Source organism: Lacibacter sp. H407 (genome assembly GCF_037892605.1).
GTDB lineage: Bacteria > Bacteroidota > Bacteroidia > Chitinophagales > Chitinophagaceae > Lacibacter.
The window spans coordinates 1,205,740-1,226,412 of record NZ_JBBKTU010000001.1 but is presented as its reverse complement, the minus strand read 5'-3'; the positions used below and the strand labels follow the sequence as shown (position 1 = coordinate 1,226,412).

The 20,673-nt window shown below is 40.0% G+C and carries 19 protein-coding genes; 1 reads left to right on the top strand and 18 read right to left on the bottom strand.

Annotated elements, in window-relative coordinates:
- Positions 1–4 precede the first annotated feature (4 nt).
- The 17 genes from WG989_RS05270 to WG989_RS05190 form a co-directional block, all read right to left on the bottom strand.
- The gene (locus tag WG989_RS05270) at positions 5–1,078 is read right to left on the bottom strand and encodes a M20 family metallo-hydrolase (protein ID WP_340427847.1); all 1,074 of its coding nucleotides are present in this window, start codon (positions 1,076–1,078) and stop codon (positions 5–7) included.
- Positions 1,079–1,088: 10 nt separating this feature from the next.
- Positions 1,089–1,880, bottom strand: coding sequence for an acetylglutamate kinase (gene argB / locus WG989_RS05265; RefSeq protein WP_340427845.1), 792 nt, complete (start codon positions 1,878–1,880; stop codon positions 1,089–1,091).
- The gene (locus WG989_RS05260) at positions 1,873–2,829 is read right to left on the bottom strand and encodes a Rossmann-fold NAD(P)-binding domain-containing protein (protein WP_340427843.1); all 957 of its coding nucleotides are present in this window, start codon (positions 2,827–2,829) and stop codon (positions 1,873–1,875) included. The genes argB and WG989_RS05260 overlap by 8 nt, the downstream gene beginning before the upstream one ends.
- Before the next feature lie 38 nt (positions 2,830–2,867).
- Complete coding sequence (locus WG989_RS05255) at positions 2,868–4,010, bottom strand: aspartate aminotransferase family protein (protein ID WP_340427842.1); 1,143 nt, start codon at positions 4,008–4,010, stop codon at positions 2,868–2,870.
- Between the two features lie 75 nt (positions 4,011–4,085).
- Entirely contained in the window at positions 4,086–5,063 is a 978-nt protein-coding gene (argC, locus tag WG989_RS05250) for an N-acetyl-gamma-glutamyl-phosphate reductase (RefSeq protein WP_340427841.1), read from the bottom strand.
- Positions 5,064–5,148: 85 nt separating this feature from the next.
- On the bottom strand, positions 5,149–6,351 hold the full coding sequence (argG, locus tag WG989_RS05245) for an argininosuccinate synthase (protein ID WP_340427840.1): 1,203 nt from the start codon (positions 6,349–6,351) through the stop codon (positions 5,149–5,151).
- 78 nt (positions 6,352–6,429) lie between these two features.
- Positions 6,430–7,140, bottom strand: a complete 711-nt coding sequence (locus WG989_RS05240) for a GNAT family N-acetyltransferase (protein ID WP_340427838.1) — start codon at positions 7,138–7,140, stop codon at positions 6,430–6,432.
- 340 nt (positions 7,141–7,480) lie between these two features.
- Entirely contained in the window at positions 7,481–7,930 is a 450-nt protein-coding gene (locus WG989_RS05235; RefSeq protein ID WP_340427836.1) for a GNAT family N-acetyltransferase, read from the bottom strand.
- A 39-nt stretch (positions 7,931–7,969) separates the two neighbouring features.
- Positions 7,970–8,422, bottom strand: a complete 453-nt coding sequence (locus tag WG989_RS05230; protein WP_340427835.1) for a DinB family protein — start codon at positions 8,420–8,422, stop codon at positions 7,970–7,972.
- Between the two features lie 34 nt (positions 8,423–8,456).
- Positions 8,457–10,175 (bottom strand): DUF2207 domain-containing protein, encoded by a 1,719-nt coding sequence (locus WG989_RS05225; protein WP_340427834.1) that lies wholly within the window; start codon positions 10,173–10,175, stop codon positions 8,457–8,459.
- A gap of 10 nt (positions 10,176–10,185) precedes the next feature.
- Entirely contained in the window at positions 10,186–10,743 is a 558-nt protein-coding gene (locus WG989_RS05220; protein WP_340427833.1) for a LemA family protein, read from the bottom strand.
- 135 nt (positions 10,744–10,878) lie between these two features.
- Positions 10,879–14,163: a S41 family peptidase gene (locus WG989_RS05215; RefSeq protein ID WP_340427831.1), complete on the bottom strand. Its 3,285-nt coding sequence runs from the start codon at positions 14,161–14,163 to the stop codon at positions 10,879–10,881.
- Positions 14,164–14,283: 120 nt separating this feature from the next.
- The gene (locus WG989_RS05210) at positions 14,284–15,363 is read right to left on the bottom strand and encodes a WD40/YVTN/BNR-like repeat-containing protein (protein ID WP_340427830.1); all 1,080 of its coding nucleotides are present in this window, start codon (positions 15,361–15,363) and stop codon (positions 14,284–14,286) included.
- A gap of 303 nt (positions 15,364–15,666) precedes the next feature.
- The gene (locus tag WG989_RS05205; protein WP_340427829.1) at positions 15,667–16,122 is read right to left on the bottom strand and encodes a hypothetical protein; all 456 of its coding nucleotides are present in this window, start codon (positions 16,120–16,122) and stop codon (positions 15,667–15,669) included.
- Positions 16,123–16,279: 157 nt separating this feature from the next.
- Positions 16,280–17,431: a hypothetical protein gene (locus WG989_RS05200; RefSeq protein ID WP_340427827.1), complete on the bottom strand. Its 1,152-nt coding sequence runs from the start codon at positions 17,429–17,431 to the stop codon at positions 16,280–16,282.
- A 226-nt stretch (positions 17,432–17,657) separates the two neighbouring features.
- The gene (locus WG989_RS05195) at positions 17,658–18,323 is read right to left on the bottom strand and encodes a hypothetical protein (protein WP_340427826.1); all 666 of its coding nucleotides are present in this window, start codon (positions 18,321–18,323) and stop codon (positions 17,658–17,660) included.
- 232 nt (positions 18,324–18,555) lie between these two features.
- Positions 18,556–19,059: a hypothetical protein gene (locus WG989_RS05190; RefSeq protein WP_340427825.1), complete on the bottom strand. Its 504-nt coding sequence runs from the start codon at positions 19,057–19,059 to the stop codon at positions 18,556–18,558.
- 93 nt (positions 19,060–19,152) lie between these two features.
- On the opposite strand from WG989_RS05190, the gene WG989_RS05185 reads away from it, so the two are divergent.
- Positions 19,153–19,374 (top strand): hypothetical protein, encoded by a 222-nt coding sequence (locus tag WG989_RS05185; protein ID WP_340427823.1) that lies wholly within the window; start codon positions 19,153–19,155, stop codon positions 19,372–19,374.
- Positions 19,375–19,447: 73 nt separating this feature from the next.
- On the opposite strand, the gene mqnC is transcribed toward WG989_RS05185, so the two are convergent.
- Positions 19,448–20,572 carry a cyclic dehypoxanthinyl futalosine synthase gene (mqnC, locus tag WG989_RS05180; RefSeq protein WP_340427822.1) on the bottom strand — a complete coding sequence of 375 codons (1,125 nt, stop codon included), beginning with the start codon at positions 20,570–20,572 and terminating at the stop codon, positions 19,448–19,450.
- Between the last annotated feature and the right edge of the window lie 101 nt (positions 20,573–20,673).

Sequence of the window (20,673 nt, the reverse complement as noted above, 5' to 3'; positions counted from 1 at the left end):
GCTTTTAAAGAATCTTATCTAATAACTGAATGTACAACTCAATCCCACCTTTGATCTCATCGATATAAATATACTCATCGGCAGTATGACTTCTTGCACTATCACCGGGACCCATTTTCAATGCGGGGAAAGGCATTAATGCTTTGTCGCTTGTTGTTGGTGATCCATAATAACCACGACCTAATTCTATTCCTGCTTTCACCAATGGATGATCCATGGGGATAGAAGTTGACTTCATTCTTGTTGTACGTGGCTTGAACTGGCTCTTGAGGTTTTGTTTTAACTCTCCAAGAATTTCATCAAACGTATAAAGCTCGTTCACACGTACATCAATCACAAACTTGCATTGAGGTGGTACTACATTGTGCTGTTGGTTCTCTGTACCAATTACAGTGGCCGTCAACATTGATTCACCAAGTAGCGGACTTACTTTGTCGAACTTATAATTTCTGATCCATTCAATATCATCAACTGCAATATATAATGCATTCACACCTTCTTTGCGTGCAGCATGACCAGCCTTACCTTGTGCAATACAGTCGATCACCATCAATCCACGCTCGGCAACAGCCATGTCCATTTTTGTTGGCTCACCTACAATACCAAAGTTGATATTGCCGAGATAAGGTAACACCAGTTCAATACCGTTTACCCCGCTGATCTCTTCTTCGGCGCTTGCTGCAAACACTACGTTGTGTGAAAGATTTTCTTTTTCGTAGTAATAAAGAAATGTAGCAATCAAGCTCACCAAACAACCGCCGGCATCATTACTGCCAAGACCATACAATTTTCCATCTTCAATAATTGGTTCAAATGGATCTTTTGTGTACTTCGCATTTGGCTTCACCGTATCATGATGCGAATTAAGTAATACCGATGGTTTGGATGCATCGTAAAACTTATTCTTTGCATATACGTTGTTGCCAACACGGAAATGTTCAATTCCTTTTTGTGCAAAAAAGTGAATGAGAATTTCTGCAGTTTCGTTTTCCTCTTTTGAAAAAGACGGAGTGGCGATCAGCTGCTTTAACAATTCAAGAGCCTCTGCGTGAAGTTGGCTGATGTCCTGGTTTGCCATAATAATTTTTTTAACTGTTTGTAATGGATGTTCCGCTTTCTCCATTGATCAGATCTTTCAATTGCTCTGCTTTACCAATTACTACTTTTTTTACGCCACTGTTTAACGCAGCAAATGCGTTATCAAGTTTCGGGATCATGCCCGCAAATATTTTTCCTTCTGCTTTTAATTCTTGATACGATGATGGATCGATATTGCTGATAACCGTTGTATCATCATTTGCATCGAGTAAAACACCTGCTTTTTCAAACGAGTAGATAAGACTTACTTCGTACAAGCTGCTCATTGCTTTTGCTACTTCCTGTGCAATCGTGTCGGCATTGGTATTGAGTAGTTGACCATTACCATCATGGGTAATAGGTGCTACCACCGGAACAAATCCATGATCTAACAAACTGCTCCAGCTTTGTGCGTTGATCTTATCCGACTTCACATCACCCACAAAACCGTAATCAATTTCTTTTACCGGACGCTTGTTGGCAGGAATTAAATTACCATCTGCACCAGTAACTCCAATTGCATTGCAGTTGAGCGCCTGCAATTGTGCAATTACTTTTTTGTTGATGAGACCGGCATATACCATCGTTACTAAATCTATGGTTGCAGCATCGGTAATACGTCGTCCGTCAACATATTTACTTTCGATGCCCAATGATTCACCGACCTTGGTTGCAACTTTACCACCACCATGAATAAGGATCTTCCTTCCTTCCTCTGCAGCAAAACTTTGCAGGAACGATGAAAGCTTTGTTTCATCATCTACAATGTTGCCCCCAATTTTTATAACAATCAGCTTATCCATTTCCTTTTAGTATTTCTGCCAAAACAGTTTGTGCAGCCCATACACGATTGCTCGCCTGTTGGGTAACAATACTGTTGCTGCTGTCAAGTACTTCATCACTTAATTCTACATTTCTGCGAACGGGTAAGCAATGCATCACTTTCGCATTGTTGGTTGTTTTCAGTTTTTCTTCTGTGAGCATCCATGCAGGATCGTTACAGTAAATGCGACCATAATCAGTATAAGTGCTCCAGTTCTTTACATATACAAAGTCCGCATCTTTCAATGCTTCATCCTGGTTGTGTGTGATGGTTGCTCCATTTGTGAATTGCTCATCGAGTTCATAATCTTCGGGATGAGTAATGACAAAATCAGCTTCCCCCCATGCATTGATCCATTGTGCAAAACTGTTGCTCACACATTGTGGTAACGGTTTAATATGTGGCGCCCATGTTAATACAATTTTGGGTTTGCGTTTTTCTTTGAATGTTTCGGTGATGGTGATGATGTCGGTCAAGGATTGCAATGGATGCAATGTTGAACTTTCCAAACTCACCACGGGTACACCTGCATATTTGATGAACTGTTTAATGAACAGTTCACTGTAATCATCTTTCTTATTTTGCAACGTAGGGAATGTGCGGATGGCCAGCACATCAAAATAATTTCCAAGAATTGGCGCTGCATCTTTTACATGCTCAACCGTTGTACCACTCATGATGGCCTCTTCTTCAAACTCCCATGTCCAGCCTTCGCTGCCTACATTGAATACGATCGGCTTCATACCAAGATTCTCTGCAGCAACCTGCGTACTAAGGCGTGTACGTAAACTGGGATTTAAAAAAATAAGACCTATACGTTTGCCCTTACCCAATTCCTGATCTTTCAGCGGGTTGGCTTTGTAGGCTAATGCTTTTTCAACAAAAGCATTAATGTCTTTTACATCATGAACGGAAATAAATTGTTTCAACCTTATCTATATTAAATCAGTAAAAAATCTTTTTACAATTAACCTTTCATCGCTTCAAGTTCTTCCTTCACTGCATCAATAAACATTTCTGCATCTCTCTTCTTCAAACCAAGGCTTGGCAGCAAACGGATCACATTCGGTTTTGCTTCGCCGGTGAAGATCTTTTGATTGAGCAATAAATTTTTCTTAAGTTCCTTGTATTCTTCAGGTACATCGAAGCCGATCATTAAACCACGGCCTCTTACATTTTCAAGCTCTTCAATCTTTTCTAATTCCTCACGTAAATATTTACCGATCATTACCGCATTGCCCATCAGCTTCTCTTCTTCCATTACTTCCAATACTGCTAATGCAGCAGCACAAGCCAAATGATTTCCGCCGAAAGTTGTGCCTAACTGAAAATGTTTGGGTTTGATGTGTGGCGCAATAATGATCCCACCGATCGGGAAACCATTGCCCATACCTTTTGCCATGCTGTAGATATCCGCATTTACGCCTGCAAAATCATGACTGAAAAACTTACCGCTTCTGCCATAACCACACTGTACACTGTCAGCAATGTAAACTGCACCGTATTGATCACAGAGTGAACGGATCTTTTTGAGGAATGAATTTTCTGCAACATTAATACCGCCAACACCTTGAATCCCCTCAATGATCACCGAAGAAATTTCATCGCCTTGCTTTTTAAAGCAAGCTTCCAACGCTGCTTCATCATTCAACGGAAGAAAGATCACATTATCGGTTTCATTTACCGGTGCGATGTAATTTTTATTATCAGTTGCGCTAACGGCGAGTGATGTGCGACCGTGGAATGCTTTTTTAAAAGCCACAATTTTCTTACGTCCGTTGTGAAAGCTTGCCAGCTTCAATGCATTCTCGTTTGCTTCAGCTCCTGAATTGCAAAGGAAAAGTTGGTAATCTTCTTTACCACTTATTTTTCCAAGCTTCACTGCTAATTCTTCTTGTAATGGAATTTTAATGGAATTGGAGTAGAACGCAATTTTATTCAATTGCTCTTCAATTCGTTTTACCCAATGCGGATGTGTGTGTCCGATACTGATCACGGCATGACCTCCGTAAAGATCTAAATACTGTTCGCCTTGATCATCCCATACATATGTGCCCTTGGCTTTTGAAATGGCGATGTTGTTAATTGGGTAAACGTCGAATAAGTTCATGTTTTGTGTTTTTACCGCTAAGTCGCCAAGACGCTAAGTTGAAATTCTTTGCGCCTTTGTGTCTTTGCGGTTATGCTAAAAATAATTTGCTTTCAAATTCAATCCTGCTTTCTCATCCAGGCCAAACAACAGGTTCATGTTTTGTACCGCTTGTCCGCTTGCTCCTTTTAATAAGTTATCCGCTGCTGAATGAACAACAAGCATGTCAGCAACTTTCTCTAATTGAATGAGACACTTGTTTGTATTTACCACTTGTTTTAAGAAAACAGCTTCTTTAATCACATGTGTAAATGCAGCATCTGCATAAAAATCTTCGTAGAGTTTGTTCAGCTCATCCAAACTCTTTTCACATTTCAATTGTGAGCTGATGAAAATTCCTCTGGTGAAATCGCCACGCCAGGGAACAAAGTTCACGGCAATATCACTGTTCGGTTGTAACTGCAATAATGATTCGCCGATTTCTCCGAGATGTTGATGCGTTAATGTTTTATAGGCCTGGATATTATTTGCTCTCCAGCTGAAGTGTGAAGTAGCAGACAAACTTTGTCCTGCACCTGTACTACCGGTGATGCCGGTTGTGTACACATCTTTCAGCAACCCTGCTTTTGCTAATGGCAATAAACCAAGTTGAAGCGTAGTAGCAAAGCATCCCGGGTTCGCAATGTTGTTTGCGGTTTTGATTTGCTCTTTGTTCAATTCCGGTAAACCGTAAACAAATTTGCGGTTGCCAATTGTTGAACTATTTGCTAAACGAAAATCGTTGGCGAGATCAATTACTTTGATCTTTTCATCAATTGTATTCTCAGCTAAGAACTTTTTTGATTCGCCATGCCCAAGACAGAGAAACAACACATCCACGTCGTTCGATAACTCACCAGTGAACTTTAATTCCGTTTCACCAACGAGATCCTGGTGTACTTTATAAACAGGTTCACCTGCATTACTTCTGCTATGAATAAACGATAACTCAGCAGAAGGATGATTGATCAACAAACGAATCAATTCGCCACCTGTATAACCTGCTCCACCAATGATTCCTATTCTGATACTCATAATGAAAAATTAAGAATGAAGAATGTGAAATGAAAAAGTGAAAACCGATACTTCAGTTGCTTTCTCATTCTTCATTTCTCATTTGTTATTTTTTATTTTCTTCCTGAACTGAAGTCCAGATAGAAGTTTGATTGCCGAATATTTTTGAAAAGCCTCTCACATCATCACCGGTAAAGCCGGTGTTCATTTCACCATACTTACCAAACTTGCTGCTCATGAGATCGTATTTGCTGTCGATACCAATTACCTGGAAACGATAAGGCATCAATTGTACAAACACATCACCTGTTACATTTTGCTGACTGCTTATGAAGTATGCTTCAACATCACGCATCACAGGATCAAGGATCTGTCCTTCGTGCATCCAGTTGCCGTAGAACTGAGCCAATGTATCTTTCCATTGCAACTGCCATTTGGTGAGCACATGCTTTTCTAATGCATGATGCGCTTTCAGGATCACCATTGGAGCAGCTGCTTCAAAACCCACACGACCTTTAATACCAATGATAGTATCACCCACATGAATGTCTCTTGCAATACCATACGCACCAGCAATAGATTGTAAATGATTGATGGCATCAACCGGGTGATCGAATTGTTGATCATTCACTGCTTTCAATTCACCTTTTTCAAAATGAAGTTTTACTTCTTCGCTTCCGGTTTTACTTACCTGCGTTGGCCATGCTTCCTCAGGTAACATGCCTTTACTGTTGAGGGTTTCTTTTCCGCCAATGCTTGTTCCCCAAAGTCCTTTATTAATTGAATAAGCTGCTTTTTCAAAATTCATTTCTACTCCCTTGCTCTTGAGGTAAGAAATTTCTTCCTCACGGCTCAGCTTCATATCACGAATGGGAGTGATGATCTCAACACCGGGAATCATGATGTGGAAGATCATATCAAAACGCACCTGGTCATTACCCGCACCGGTGCTGCCGTGTGCCACTGCATCAGCATTTAATTTCTTTGCATGTTCAGCAATATGCAATGCCTGACTTAAGCGCTCTGCACTTACACTTAACGGGTATGTATTATTCTTTAAACAGTTCCCGAATACCAGGAACTTAATGATGCGTTCGTAGTAACCTTTTACTGCATCAACCGTTGTATGCGATTTTACACCAAGATTATAAGCATGCGCTTCGATCTTTTTTAATTCGTCTTCACTGAAGCCGCCGGTGTTCACAATCACCGAATGAATTTCATAACCTTTATCATCGCTGAGATATTTGGCGCAGTAAGTAGTATCCAATCCACCACTAAAGCCGAGTACAATTTTTTTGTTTGCCATTGCTGAATAGAATTATTGAACGTAGAAGAGTGCGACGCAACCAAAATTCAATAGTGAACTTGCGTTGGAGACACCGTATTAAAAATTAAAGAAATAATGAAAGAATTTTTTTGGTTTTGCTTCACCGCCGTTTTTATCTTCTTTCCTGCGAAATGCTTTCAGGAACTTCCATTCTTTTAAGCGAAGCAAACGCTCAAATCCTTTTTTATTTTCTTCAAAGAATTGTTTTGTTTCTTCCGGCTCATAATGATCTTTCGGATCGTAAAGCATAGCGGTACACATACAGTTTTTCCGCTCTTTACTCATGAGAATATCATAGTTGACACAGCTTTTGCAGCCGGCCCAAAACTCCTCGTCTTGTGTAAGCTCACTGTAAGTAACAGGTTCGTAACCGAGGTCGGAATTAATTTTCATTACCGCCAACCCTGTTGTTAAACCAAAGATCTTTGACTCAGGAAATAATTGCCGTGACAGTTTGAAGATGCGTTCTTTGATCTGTTTGGCAACGCCGCTCTTCCGGAACGCTGGTGACACGATCAATCCGCTGTTGGCAACAAACGCTCCATGGCTCCATGTTTCAATGTAGCAGAAGCCAACCCATGTACCATCTTTGAGCAACGCAATAACAGCTTTGCCTTCGTTCATTTTGTTGGCTACATATTCGGGGCTGCGTTTGGCAATACCGGTGCCTCTTGCTTTGGCACTTTCTTCCATCTCCCGTGTAATTGTTTCGGAATAGTGCGTATCGCCACTATTGGCTACACGTATAATAATTTCCTGATTGTTCATGATTGAAAAGCTTGTCAAAAACGAGGGGTCACCAATCCTAAGAGTATTACCGGGAGGTTGTTCACTGACAGGGGCCGGGGTGAAGGGCTCGTCCTATCAGACGATGCGTCGAGGTCGTGGGGAAAATACATAGAAGTTAGAAGTGCTGTTGTTGGCACTTACTTCAATTGTGTGATATGTATTTGCGTTTGTCAATTGCTTAATAAAATTGAGCAACAAAAGTAATTGATATAATTATAATACAGACATAAAATTTTTGTAAAGGTTTAAGAACGCTTGTTAGCGAAACCTTTGCCTGTGCGGGTTTGGCAGGTTTGTTTGTTCGATGGGGGGAGGACCATTACAATTGCTTCTGCATACACAAACTGATCTCCACACCAATGTATTGTCCGTAGTTAGGAATACGTTTATATCCCTCACGCTCATATACCCTGATAGCTTCAGGTTGCTTGATGGCAGTTTCGAGAATACAGGTTTTAAAACCTTCTTCTTTTGCCCATTGCTCTAGTGCAGCTAAAATCTGTCCTGCAATACCTTTGCCCCTTTGTTGCTGCTGCACAAACATGCGTTTGATCTCTGCCACTCCCAGCTCATATTCTTTAAATGCACCACAACCAACCGGTTGGTTATTTTCATAAGCCACAATTACATGATGGATATGATCGAGCTTATTGAATTGCGAAAAGAAAGATTGCTGTTCGCCATAGCGTGCCTGCAAATCGGCATCGAGTGCAACAACCAATGAACGGAAATCGCTGCTATCGGAATTTGTTTTGATGAGGCTTAGCATGTGTTATAGTTATGAATACAAGATAAAAATCTTTACGCATCATTTCTGCACGTCAAGTAATCGCCTGTGATAATTAATTTGCCCGAGATGATAACTTAAATGCGCAGCCAGATGTACAAGAAAATATTCAGTGGATGTTTTTTCAGCAAATACCAACATTGGATATTCTTCCTGTAATGTATTTGCCGGAAGCCTGCGTAATGTTTCATCAACAATCGTTCTTGTTTCAGCAACCATTGAAAGCAATTCTGCTTTTGGTACACCATTCAAAGAAAATTCAAGATCACGGTTTCGTGTGTAAGCAAAACCACCAAGCTCAGCACCAATATACGTTTTAAGATTACCTGCTAAATGCAGACAAAGATTACCGGCTGAATTAGCAATGGATCGTTCTGTTATCCAAAGCTTCTCTTCGCTTTTGTATTGTTCTATTTCGGAATAAAGTTTTGTGAGATCTCTTTGAAAGATGGTTGCAAGTGTATCTGTAAGCATTGAATTTTTATTTGAAGAAATAAGGAAACGAAGTTTACCAACTGCTTCCGCCACCGCCGCCAAAACCCCCACCGGAGAAACCGCCGCCACCGCTGCTAAAGCTGCCGCCACTGCTTCCACTGCTGCTGGGTGTGCTGTAAAAGCTATCGCTCATTTGATTCATAGAATCATTGAGACTGTTTAAGAACAGATGCGTATTAAAGCCATGAAAATTGCCAACATACCATGTAGGTGGTGGCACATCCAACCCCTGCAGTTTATCTTTCCAGTTATCAGCCACATCAAACACGATGGCAAAAGGTAAAACCTTATCAAAATAATGTTCATCCTCTTTTAAGAACAGTGCAAGACGATCTTTATCTACCTTTTGTATAAACTCTTTAAAGCCGGCTAACTGTTGGTAAAGTGCATTTCCTTTTGGTGTTTTCTTCGACATGAATACACCAAAACTCATGAGTATGATACTACTGGTTGCTATTGCCACGGGGAACCAAAAAGGGTTACCCCAGTTAATAATGAAAAGAAAAATGCTGAGACCAAACAAAGCAACCCCAATAAAAATAAAGAAGTAAACCAAACCTCTGGAATAGGCTTCATAGTAAGCAGTTTTGTCAACCTCAGCTTCCAATTGCCGCTTGGCCTGATTCATGGTTGTGTACAATACATTTTTAAGACTTTCCAGTTGTACTTTTTTGCCGGATGCAAATATTCCATTGAATAATGTTTTTTCGAATGAAAGAACTGTTGGAGGCAGCTCTTTTAATTTGATGAATTCGTATTCAGAATATTTGATAAGCCCCAGCAATACTTTCTTTTCTGTTTCTTTTACTTGTAAATATCCACCTGCACCCCAATATGGAATCAATGCAGTAAGGTCTCTTTTATCTAATCCATCATCAATAATATATCCGGCAACACTCGGGCTTATATTATCAGGCGGATAATATTGTGTGGTAATGGGAAGCGATGCATCTTTCCCCCATTTTCTCCAAACCCAAAACATGAGCCCGAAAACAAGGAGAGGCAAGAGCAGCCAATGAAGGCCACGCAACAGATAGTTTTGTTTGATCAAAAACTGATCAGGAAATGCAATGCCAACAGTAAGTCCTTGATTTGATTGCAGTGGGATTGTTGTGCCACCGGTAAACAATTTATTCCCCGACCATGTTGAAACAGTATTGTTTTCCTGTGAACCGGTGCTGCCTGTTGCAACAAAAAACGCAGGACTGGCCGCCAATGCATCATACAATTCAATAGAGAACGTAGCGGAATCGATACGGGTATCCCATTGGTCGCCAATAATATTCAGATAAAGTTCGGAATGATCTTTAAAAAAATTAACAGCATTCAAAAATCTGTAATGGATGATGTATTGTTGTTGACCTTCAACATAACTATCTTTTGAACCGATTTTTATTTCCTTGTAATTGCCGCTGTTGCTTACTGAGTAATCATGTCCCCACACATTAATATCTTCTATGATGATTTTAGCAAAGCCGTTCGATTCCAACTGCCTGTCGGCTTTTTGTGTACCAGCGGGTAATGGCACCAGTGCATATTTATAAGGTATCTTTCGGATAATACCATGACGGCTTTCTGTAAAGTTTACATTGATCGTTTCAGTTATATCGACGGATGCATCTTTGTTTACAGTTACAGCTACATGATAATGCTCAATGGTAAATGCTTCCTGTGCATTCACAGCAAGCGTGATCACCAGAGAAATAAGGAGTGATGCAATATTTTTTTTCAAGGGAAGCGGTTTAAAATTTTACTTCCACATTTTTTGCTTCCTCTTTATTTTCCAGTTCAAAGAAATCACGTGCTTTAAAGGAAAAAGCATTGGCAACAAGAACACCGGGGAATTGCTGGATCGATGTATTAAAATCCCTTACGGTCGCATTATAATAACGGCGTGAGTTACCAAGATCGGTTTCAATATTCTGCAATGCTGTTTGCAGTTCGAGAAACTGTGCATTTGCTTTCAGATCGGGATAGCTTTCAGCAATGGCCAGTAACCCTCTTAACGCACCACCTAATTGCTGGTTGGCTGCTGCCATACCTGCCACATCGCCGGGAGCAACAGAAACTGCTGCATTACGTGCCTGCACTACTTTTTCCAATGTCTGACTTTCATGTGCTGCATACCCTTTCACTGTGTTCACCAGATTAGGAATGAGGTCGAAGCGCTTTTTCAGAAACACACTGATATCACTCCAGGCATTGTCAATTGTTATTTTTGCTTTTACCATTCCGTTGTACATGCCAATGATCCAGAGAACAAGTAAAACCAATGCGCCAAGAATGATCAGTAGTGCCATAGTTGAAGGTTTAAATGATAAGAAAGGAAGTGTGCTGAAATTTTCTAACTCAAGATAATAACAAAAGCAGAACCATGTCAACAAAAAAATCCACTCTTATCAAGAGTGGATTTTGAAAAAAAGGTTTATAAAATACTACGATGGTCGTTTGTAACGTATCGGCGCTGCAGGTTCTTTTTTCAATTCGACTCCTTCTGTCTTTAATAATTTCAATGCTTCCTGTACAGCACGTTCAAGTTGTGGATCTCTTCCTTCGATCAATGCTTTTGGATCATAGAACACTTCAATATCAGGAGCAATCCCTTCTCCTTCCACTGCCCATTTACCATCGGTATCAAAGAAGCCACCACGTGGTGCCACCATTCTTCCACCATCAATAAATGGTGGTGTATCCCATGTGCCAACCAAGCCACCCCAGGTACGTGTGCCCACTAACGGACCGAGTTTACTTTTACGGAACATATAAGGTAACAGATCACCACCCGATCCTGCATTTTCATTAATGATCATCACCTTTGGACCAAAGATACCTGCCATTGGAGTTGTAGATACCTTGTGACCTTCAACACGGTTGTTGAAATAGCCTTGCAGTTTTCTTCCCATTACATCGATCATATAATCTGCAGCGGATCCACCACCGTTATTGCGTTCATCAATTACGGCACCTTGTTTATCCTGCTGTGCAAAATAATAGCGGTTGAAAGAAGTATAACCGGGGTTGCCTGTGTTAGGCACATACACATATGCAAGCTTACCGCCAGATAGTTCATTTACTTTTCTTCTGTTGCCTTCTACCCATGCCCTTGAACGCAATCCTGCTTCATTTGCAACTGGCACAACGGTGATCGATCTTGCTCCTTCTGTTGATGGTTTATTGTTGACACGAATTTTAATTTGTCGGTTAGCAGTGCCTTCAAACAAACTATACAAATTCATATCAGCAGTTAACGGCCGTCCATCAACTTCAACTAAATACTCACCTTCTTTTACATTCATACCCGGACCACTTAACGGCGAACGCAATTCAGGATTCCAGTTTTCGCCGGTAAATATTTTTGTGATCTTAAAGAAACCTTTGTCGATTGTATAGTTCGCACCCAGCAATCCAACAGGAATGGTTGGCACTTGTGGAAAATCACCACCTGATGTGTACGAGTGACCAACGGCGATTTCGCCACCAAGAATATCAATAATGTAATTGAGATCAGAACGATGCTTTACATGTTTCAACCACGGTTGATACCAGTCATATACTTTATCCCATGGTGCACCATGTGTATTGTTGACGTATAAAAAATCACGTTGATAGCGCCAGCCTTCTTTAAAGATTTGTTCTGCTTCTTTTGCAGGATCAACATACACTCGCATGCCATCAGTAGACAAACGACCATCACCAGGCCTTGGTGCAGCAGCCGTTGTATTCACAATAAACCATGATGGGCCACTGCTGTACAACAGATTTTTTCGATCGAAGCTGGAAGATGCAAATGAAATGCCTCGCAGGAATTCAATTGCTTTTCGGTCTTTAACGCTGTAACGATGCAATACCAGTCCATTTTCATTGGCGATTGCTTCTGCAATAAACACATGTCCATCTGGTCCTGCAACGAGATCCTGATAATCACGTACCGGAATGTTTACTGAAATGATGCGTTGATCAATACCATCAAAATCAATCTTCACTCTTACGCCGGTTGGTTTTGTTACAACAGGCTTTACCGTATCACCGGTATTTTTAGTTGTGAGTACAGGTTTTTCTTCGCCCGGCTTTGTTGGCTCTTCATCACTCTTCGGTTCAAATGGATTTGATGTTTCTTTTGAAAGAACAGCCATGTACAATGCACGTGTAACCGGATAATTGTAACTGCTCATATCTAACCAACCGGTACTTAATGCATAATCGGTACTCGCCAAAAAGTATAAATATTTTCCGCTTTCATCCCATTGCGGACTGATAGCATCACTCAAACCATCAGTGATGGCGGTGCTTTTATTGTCATCAACATTATACACTTTTACCGCTTTGTATTGGTTCTCCATGATCTGCACATAAGCGATCCACTTACTATCCGGACTCCATACAGGATGCAATGTCCTATTGGGATGAGCGAGCCGATCGGTAGCTACCAATGTTGCTTTACCACTGGCAAGATCTAAGTTCCAGAGATTATAATCTGTATCAGTAAATGCAATGTATTTTCCATCGGGCGACCATGATGGATAGTAATAGAATTTTTTATTGGGGATGGGATATGCTTTTGGCGTTCCCGATCCATCCTGTGCACCAACCATTAACTGGTATTCACCACTTGCATCAGAGAACCAGGCGATCTTTTGTCCATCAGCTGACCATGCAGGATAACGGTCAGCAGCAGACGTAGTGCGGGAAATATTTCTCCAATCACCATTTTCTTTTGGTACAGAAAAAATTTCACCACGATGTTCGAACAACGCTCTTTTACCCGTTGGTGAAAGACTTGCATTTGTAAGTTGTGCACCTGAAATAGTATTCCATCTTGCACGTCCCCAGTTAAGATCACCGCTTGCATTGATGGTTAACGGTTTTGTTTTACCTGTTGCAATATCATAACTGTGCAAACGTGCACCTTGCTCATAAATCAAAACACCATTGCTGGCCGATAAATTTTTTACATCATAATCTTTATGAAAGGTGAGTTGCTTCTGCGCTTTTGTTTTTGGGTTGTACGACCATACATTGTTTGCATAGTCCTGTTCACTCAAAAAATATAAAATTCCATTGTCCCAAACAGGTGCAGTGTGTCGTTCCCGATCACCCTGAAATGTTTTTGTTGTCTCCTGTGTTTTCATGTTGAAGATCCAGATGGGTTGTGCCTGTCCGCCACGATAGTTTCTCCATTCAGGATCCCAAAAGCGATGCGGTTGATACGCCATCATACTTCCATCGTCACTCATGCTGCCAACAAAACCAAACGGCAGGATCATTGGCTCCGGTGTACCACCTGTTGTTGCAACGGTATAAAATTTTGTATTGGCAGTTGGGTAACCCATTCTGTCGGAAGTGAAAATGATCTTGTTATCATTTGACCAGCCCTGAACAAGATCGGGTGTCGGATGCCAGGTAAGACGTTTTGGTGCGCCACCATCAATAGATACCAGGTACACATCGGTATTACCATCATATTGCCCGGTAAAGGCCACCCATTTTCCATCGGCACTGATGCGTGGATTATTTTCTGCACCCACGGCGCTTGTTAACCGTCGTGCATCACCACCTTCACGGGCTACCACCCAGAGATCATCGCCATGTACAAATACAATCTGTTGTTTGCTCACGGATGGCTGACGCAGCAACAAAGTGCCTTGTGCTATTGTTGAAAGGGAAAAGATGGCACTGCAGATAGTTAACAGCACATGAAAAGGAGCTTGATTTTTTCTCATACGAAGTAGTTTGAATGTTCAAGTTAATTCATCTGAACAAAAAACCTCCGGTGTTTCAAAAACACAGGAGGTTTAAACTACTTCATTTCCTTCGGGTGAAATGAACTACTTCTGACCTTCTCAACATCCTCTATTCCTCGGTATTGCATAGATCACACCGTTTGAAACAGATAAATTAAAAACCTTGTTTTCAATAGAAGGAAGTATCAGTTTCCATGTTTTCCCGTTGTCTGCTGTTTTGAAAATACCGTCTGGATGACCACAATAGAAATTTTCACCAACCTGCACAATGGAAGTGATAAAGGCTTGCTTCGGAAGACTGGTATTGTTATTCGGATTCCAAATTGAATCAGTTTGATTCATTTGAGAAAAGGGCCTCACTACCGGAACAATCAAGGTTTGCTCCGGAAAGCCGGCATCAATTGGCTGCCAGGTTTTACCGCCGTCGTACGATGTTCGGATTCTTCTTGTATTCGATTGTGTATTGAACGTAATAGCAGCAAATCCGCCTTCGATGCCTGCTACATCGATACCCACACCGCCCTCGCTTATCACCAACTCCCAGTTTTCGCCGGCATCGGTCGATCTGATGATCCCTCGGTGGCTGGTTGCCAGCAGTACACCGTTTAACTCAACCAATTTCATTGCCCAGCCACCAGCCTGCACTTGTTTCCAGGTTTTTCCACTGTTCGTAGATCTGAAAAGGCCGTTGTTGCAGCCAATAAAAACGGCACCTCCGGTAGTTTCAAAAACGGTGCGTACCCCTTTCTCTTGAAAATTCGTGTACACAGGCAACCACACATTTGTTCCGTTTAATTTTTGTAAAAATTGGCCATCGTTATTATAGGCAATTAGCCCACTCTTACAAGCAGCAATGCTGCCCTGTTTGTCAGGGAAAATCTCTTTTCCCCAAAAAGGAGCAGTGGAATTTGGTTTACTCTGATAGATCCCGTTTTCAACACGTACATAGAAACCACTTTCGTTTGCAAAAAAACCATCTCTCTGTGTACCATCGTCCTGCAACTTTTCGGGTAGCCCTTCGCTGATATCTTTCCACGTTTGTCCGCCATCAGTAGATTTAAAAACGATGTTTGCAACACCGGGTTTAGTTTTATTTAGCGTTGGCTTATTACGATCTGCGATAGGAGATACAAAAGGAGATTGAAAAAGCAGCAGAATTGCAAGAAGATAGATTTTCATGACTTGAATTGATTTGGTGAAACAATTAAGTAAAGCTATCAGTTGTCAATTTGCCTGCAGCTTTTTATTGGTAAAAACTTGTAAAGCAGATGTAAAACGTTTGTAAAATCGCTGCAACCGTTGTCAATTGTTATGTATTGTGTGATTTAGATGATTTCGTTTTAACTGATAAGAAGAAATTTTTTTTATACGGTTGGTCGGGAGACACAACCTCGGCGTGCTTATTTCTGGAATACCAACAAGGGCTGAAGCCTATGTTCATCAGCCGGTATATTGGCAAACCCATGTTACCTGCCGTTGGTGTTAGCCGTCTATTAAAATGCCATTAGGTTCAAAGTCGATGAAGTCTATCGTCACATGATGGTTCTCGTCGTGAATGGTCGTAAAAGCCATGTCCCATATCAGCGGTCTGACGTCAAACCGTGGAATTGTAATACACACAAGTTCAAACTCCTTATTGAAGTCTTTGATTACAAAATCTTCTTTCCAGTTGCGGAACTCGTCTTCAATCAAGGGTTTGATTTTGTCGATGAACTGGTTGAAATTCGATTGTAAATCCCGATAGAACTGTTTCTGTTCATCAGTTGGACCATTTTTGTCCGCCTGAATTAAATATTCAGTTTCGTTGCCAGTCGGGGTGAAATGACCATTGCCTTCAAAGTAATCTTTTGAGAGGTCTTTAAAGTCTACAAAGCGTAAAGCGCCGAAAAAGTCATCGTTAACGATTAGTGGCTTTTTAAATAAATCAAATAGTCCCATAGCAGAGTGGTTGTGAAATAGCAGCCAACGTTAAAGTGTTTATGAAGTTGTGGCAATTGAAAAACTCTGTTTTAATTAACCACAAAAGCAAAATAGCGATTTATAGCTGAATGCTTAACGTCCAGCCACAATTTTATAAACACACTGTTGGCTGCAGTTAATGTAACTTAAATGTTGCGGGGTCAATCATAATGTTGTCACCCCATTTTTTAATTGTATCATTTAAATTTTCTAACAAGTTGCTAAACAATTCAGTCAAAACGAACATTTCAGTCTCTTTGACTTTATAAAACTTTAATGCTCTGTCAAGGTTGTATTTGTAGATAATGCCAGCGTCTAAAACCTTACCTGCTTTTGCATCTTTCTTTTTCCCAAGCAGAATATAGCTGTCTTCGTGGTTGGACTTATTCATTTCATTTGCCGCTATAATTTCGCAATTGTCAGCTTGCTTATTTATTTCATTGAAAAAGTTACGTTGTTTAAAGTTCAGTTCAATTAGCATCAAAGTGTTTGTCATTTGAATAATTGGTGCAAGCTTATCTTCATCAATGTACTTTGAAAATGTAGGATTTTCAATTAGCGTTTTCAAATTGTCACGATAACTTTGCCAATCCTTCACTACCTGAAATCCAATAAATTCACTTTCGGAAAAGATTCTATTCAAAGCATCACGCTTTAAATCAAGCATATTAAAGATGTCGTTCAGCGTGAAAAATTTGCTATAACCGTACAGTAGTTTTTTGATATGATTACATATTGATAAAACTTCTTTGTCAAGCTGAAGTTTTATGTATTCAATGATTTGGTCTTTACTGCTTTGTTTATGAATAATACTGGAAATTTCTTGACTCAATTGCTTTGACAGTAATTCTCGTTCCTTTGTTTTGTTTGCGGCGTCAGCGATTTGATAACTTAAAGGTCTACGGTGGCGAAGGTCAAAAGGCAATTGTTCAACTTTACCAAATTGTGTATTGAATATACAAATGATATTTTCCCAACCAATTGCTTTTGCTGCATAACCAAGCTCAATTAAAACGTTAGGATTGGAACTCCTCTTTTTACTTCTTTTCCCGTCTATAAAGGAAATGTCAGCAATAAAAACATGACTTTCCGCAATCTTGTCAAAAATAGTTTTAATAATGTCTGGTGTTCCAGAAACCCCTTTTGTATCTCTGTCAATTGCAATTTCTAAATGAAGGTCTTTATCCTTCAAATCCTTTATAGCTTTTTGAAGGCAACTTTCAATAAATCCTCTATTTGTATTATTAGGCAGGTCTGATTGCCAGGAATAAAAAATGTTCTTTGTCAATAGAGGGTAATTTTAATTGCAGCCAACGTTCAGGGCTTTGTGCAGTTGGGGAATTGACTAACTGTCCGCCCGAAACTGAAGCTAAATTTATAACTAAAAGCCGAAGTTAAGAACTACTGCCCCGCAGAATTACGTCCGCCGAATATAAAGCCTGGATATGCACTGCCGATGATTGCTTCAACGTCATGCCCCAATTGCACGAAACCTGATGTTATGCACAGGCTTTTCAATTTTGCTTTGTCATTGCTTTGAGTTTATCAAAGTCTGTTTTTAACCGCATTTGTTCCTTTGATAAATAGTCGCTTGCAAAAGGAGAACCACAGTCTTGGTTGTTTACCTGATGAATTAGCTTTTCGTTGTCGAAATAACTTCTGTCCTCAATAATTTCAGATTTCTCAAAGTCAAAAGCTTGATTATCCTTATTTTCCTTCATTGAAGTCGAATCGTAATAAATTGGTCGATTGTATTTGTAAGACTTCTCAAATACAAATGAGAGTTTTCCTTTCAATAAATAGTACTCTGTCAACTGTTGAAAGGTTTCACCAAAATGCCGTGTCACCATTTTTTCTAGAACTCCATTTGAATAGTAAAATGTTACTTCACCGCTTTCGGTTGATTCATTAAGTTCCTTTTGTTCAGTAGATGTCCATGTGGCAATTGAATTAATGCGTTTAAAATTTTCCCGGATTGGTTTTAGTCTGTCCGTAAGATATTCATTGTAGGCGGTGTCCTCTTGTTGAAACGTTTCTTTTAAAGCGACTTTGTCAATATGTAATGTGTCAACGTCAATATTTGCTGATGGTTTATTTAAGTTAGTGTCCTTTTGTTGGGTTGAGTTACAACCAACAAAAAGAAGAGAAATTATTGTCAGGGAAATATTTGTCAATTTCATTGTCAACGAAATCTTGATTTAAGCTTATGCATAACGTTTTGCATACACGCAGGGCAGGGAAGTCATAGCTGGTCCAGCCCGGTGGAAATGATTTTAAGAAATGTGACTATGAATTTAACGTAAAAATTATTAGAACGAGTCTAGCCCCTAACTACTGTTGCCATGTTGATGCTGCACAAGTTTCAATGTCCAGCCCTGACTTTCGTGTATGCTGTGTTGTGTGCTGTACTTTTTACCAGGGGAACGAACCGAAATATAAACGACTACTCGTTGTTTTGAAATAAAAGAAATCGTTTTTCAATTTAAAAGTGCTTTCAAAAGTTATCAAAGCAAAAGAACAAAGCCAAAATATACAAACTATAACTCCAAGTGAAACGAAAGTCCAATGTGTTTTAAGTTTTATTCCGATTGCCTCAATTAATTTAAAGAATAGAAGTGTCAAAATAAAATAAAGCAGCAAGTCAAAAAGTAATGCTAAAATATAAACGTCAAAGTGATGTGTAAAAGCATAGTTACTTGAAATATACGAAAGAGGCAACCCATATAATTTTTCATATCCACCAATATCTGGCTCCATATTTCTTTCAATCGTCACAAGCATAAAGAAAGAAAGTGTCGTTGGTAAGTAATATTGAAACAGTTTTTTAATTGAAAAAAACTTAACGCTAAACTCTGTCATGGTAAGATTACGTATTGGATATATTTTTAAGGATTGAATAATTTCTTTCTTATTCAAATTTTAAGCCGTCACACAGTATAGCACACAACACATAAATATACGCACCTTCTTGTATAAAATTCTATTGATTTTCAACTTATATTTATACAAATGATCATACTCAAATACTGGAATGCGCAACTGCAAATCGGTATGCAGGATTGGCGAACGGTGTACCAGTTTCCGCAACAGGAAAAGATGTTTGTAGAAATACATCAAAACAAATTGTATTACAGAAACCGAGGTCAATCGAAACGCATCAGCTATCAACAGCTAAAAAAAGGACTTATTAAAAAAGAGATTATTTTAAACGAAGAGCCATTACCGTTCTAAACGAAAACAGCCGATGCATCGCATCGGCTGTGCTTATATACTTACGGTTCAGGTCGCTGTAAGCGCCCCGACCCTAATAATCCACCACCTGTTCTTCAATCACATTCGGTAATTCTCTCCACTCATATTGTTGTGTGCGGAGTTGCGGTTCAAAACCTGCCTCACGAATAGCTTCCTGGATTGATTTGTAGGTGAAGCGATGCGGTGCACCGGCAGCACTCACTACATTTTCTTCCAACATAATACTTCCGAAATCATTGGCACCTGCCTGCAAACAAAGTTGCGCTGTTTGTTTACCAACAGTTAACCAACTCGCCTGTATATTTTTCACGTTTGGTAACATGATTCGGCTCATGGCGATCATACGTACATATTCTTCAGCAGTAGTTAAATTATGTACACCACGAATTTTTGCCAGCAATGTATCTACATCCTGGAAGGTCCATGGTATAAATGCAAGAAAACCTTTTGCTTCTTCCGGTTTGCGGCTTTGCACTTCACGGATCTTTACCAAATGTTCAAAACGTTCCTGCAATGTTTCTACATGACCAAACATCATTGTTCCGCTGGTGGTAATGTTGAGTTTATGTGCTTCATGCATAATATCCAACCATTCCTGCGCACCACATTTTCCTTTGCTGATCAACCGACGTACACGATCAATTAAAATTTCCGCACCCGCACCCGGTAATGAATCCATTCCTGCTTCTTTCAATGCTTTCAATACTTCGTGATGCGTACTTTTTTCCAGCTTGGTGATATGTGCCACTTCGGGTGGCCCGAGTGTGTGCAGTTTAATGTTTGGATATAATGCTTTAAGTTGTTTGAAGAGGTTTACATAGAAATCCAATCCGAGTTCAGGATGATGCCCACCTTGTAACAGTAATTGATCGCCACCCCACTTTATGGTTTCTTCAATTTTCTTTTTATAGGTTTCAATATCGGTGATGTATGCTTCAGCATGACCGGGTATGCGAAAGAAGTTACAGAACTTGCAATTGGCAATACATACATTGGTAGTGTTCACATTCCGATCGATCTGCCAGGTTACTTTACCATGCGGCACCTGTTGTTTGCGTAATTCATCGGCCACAAACATCAGCTCAGTAAGTGGTGCATGTTGAAAAAGATACATGCCTTCTTCAACAGTTAAAAATTCAAAGTTGGAGGCTTTTTGATAGAGATCGTTGAGGTTCATGTGCTGGATTTTCAAAAATTAATAGACAATAGCCAATTGGCAATATGCAAAGCCTTGACCTGTGTTTGCCTGTTGTTTCTTGCATGTTGCGTATTTGCAAA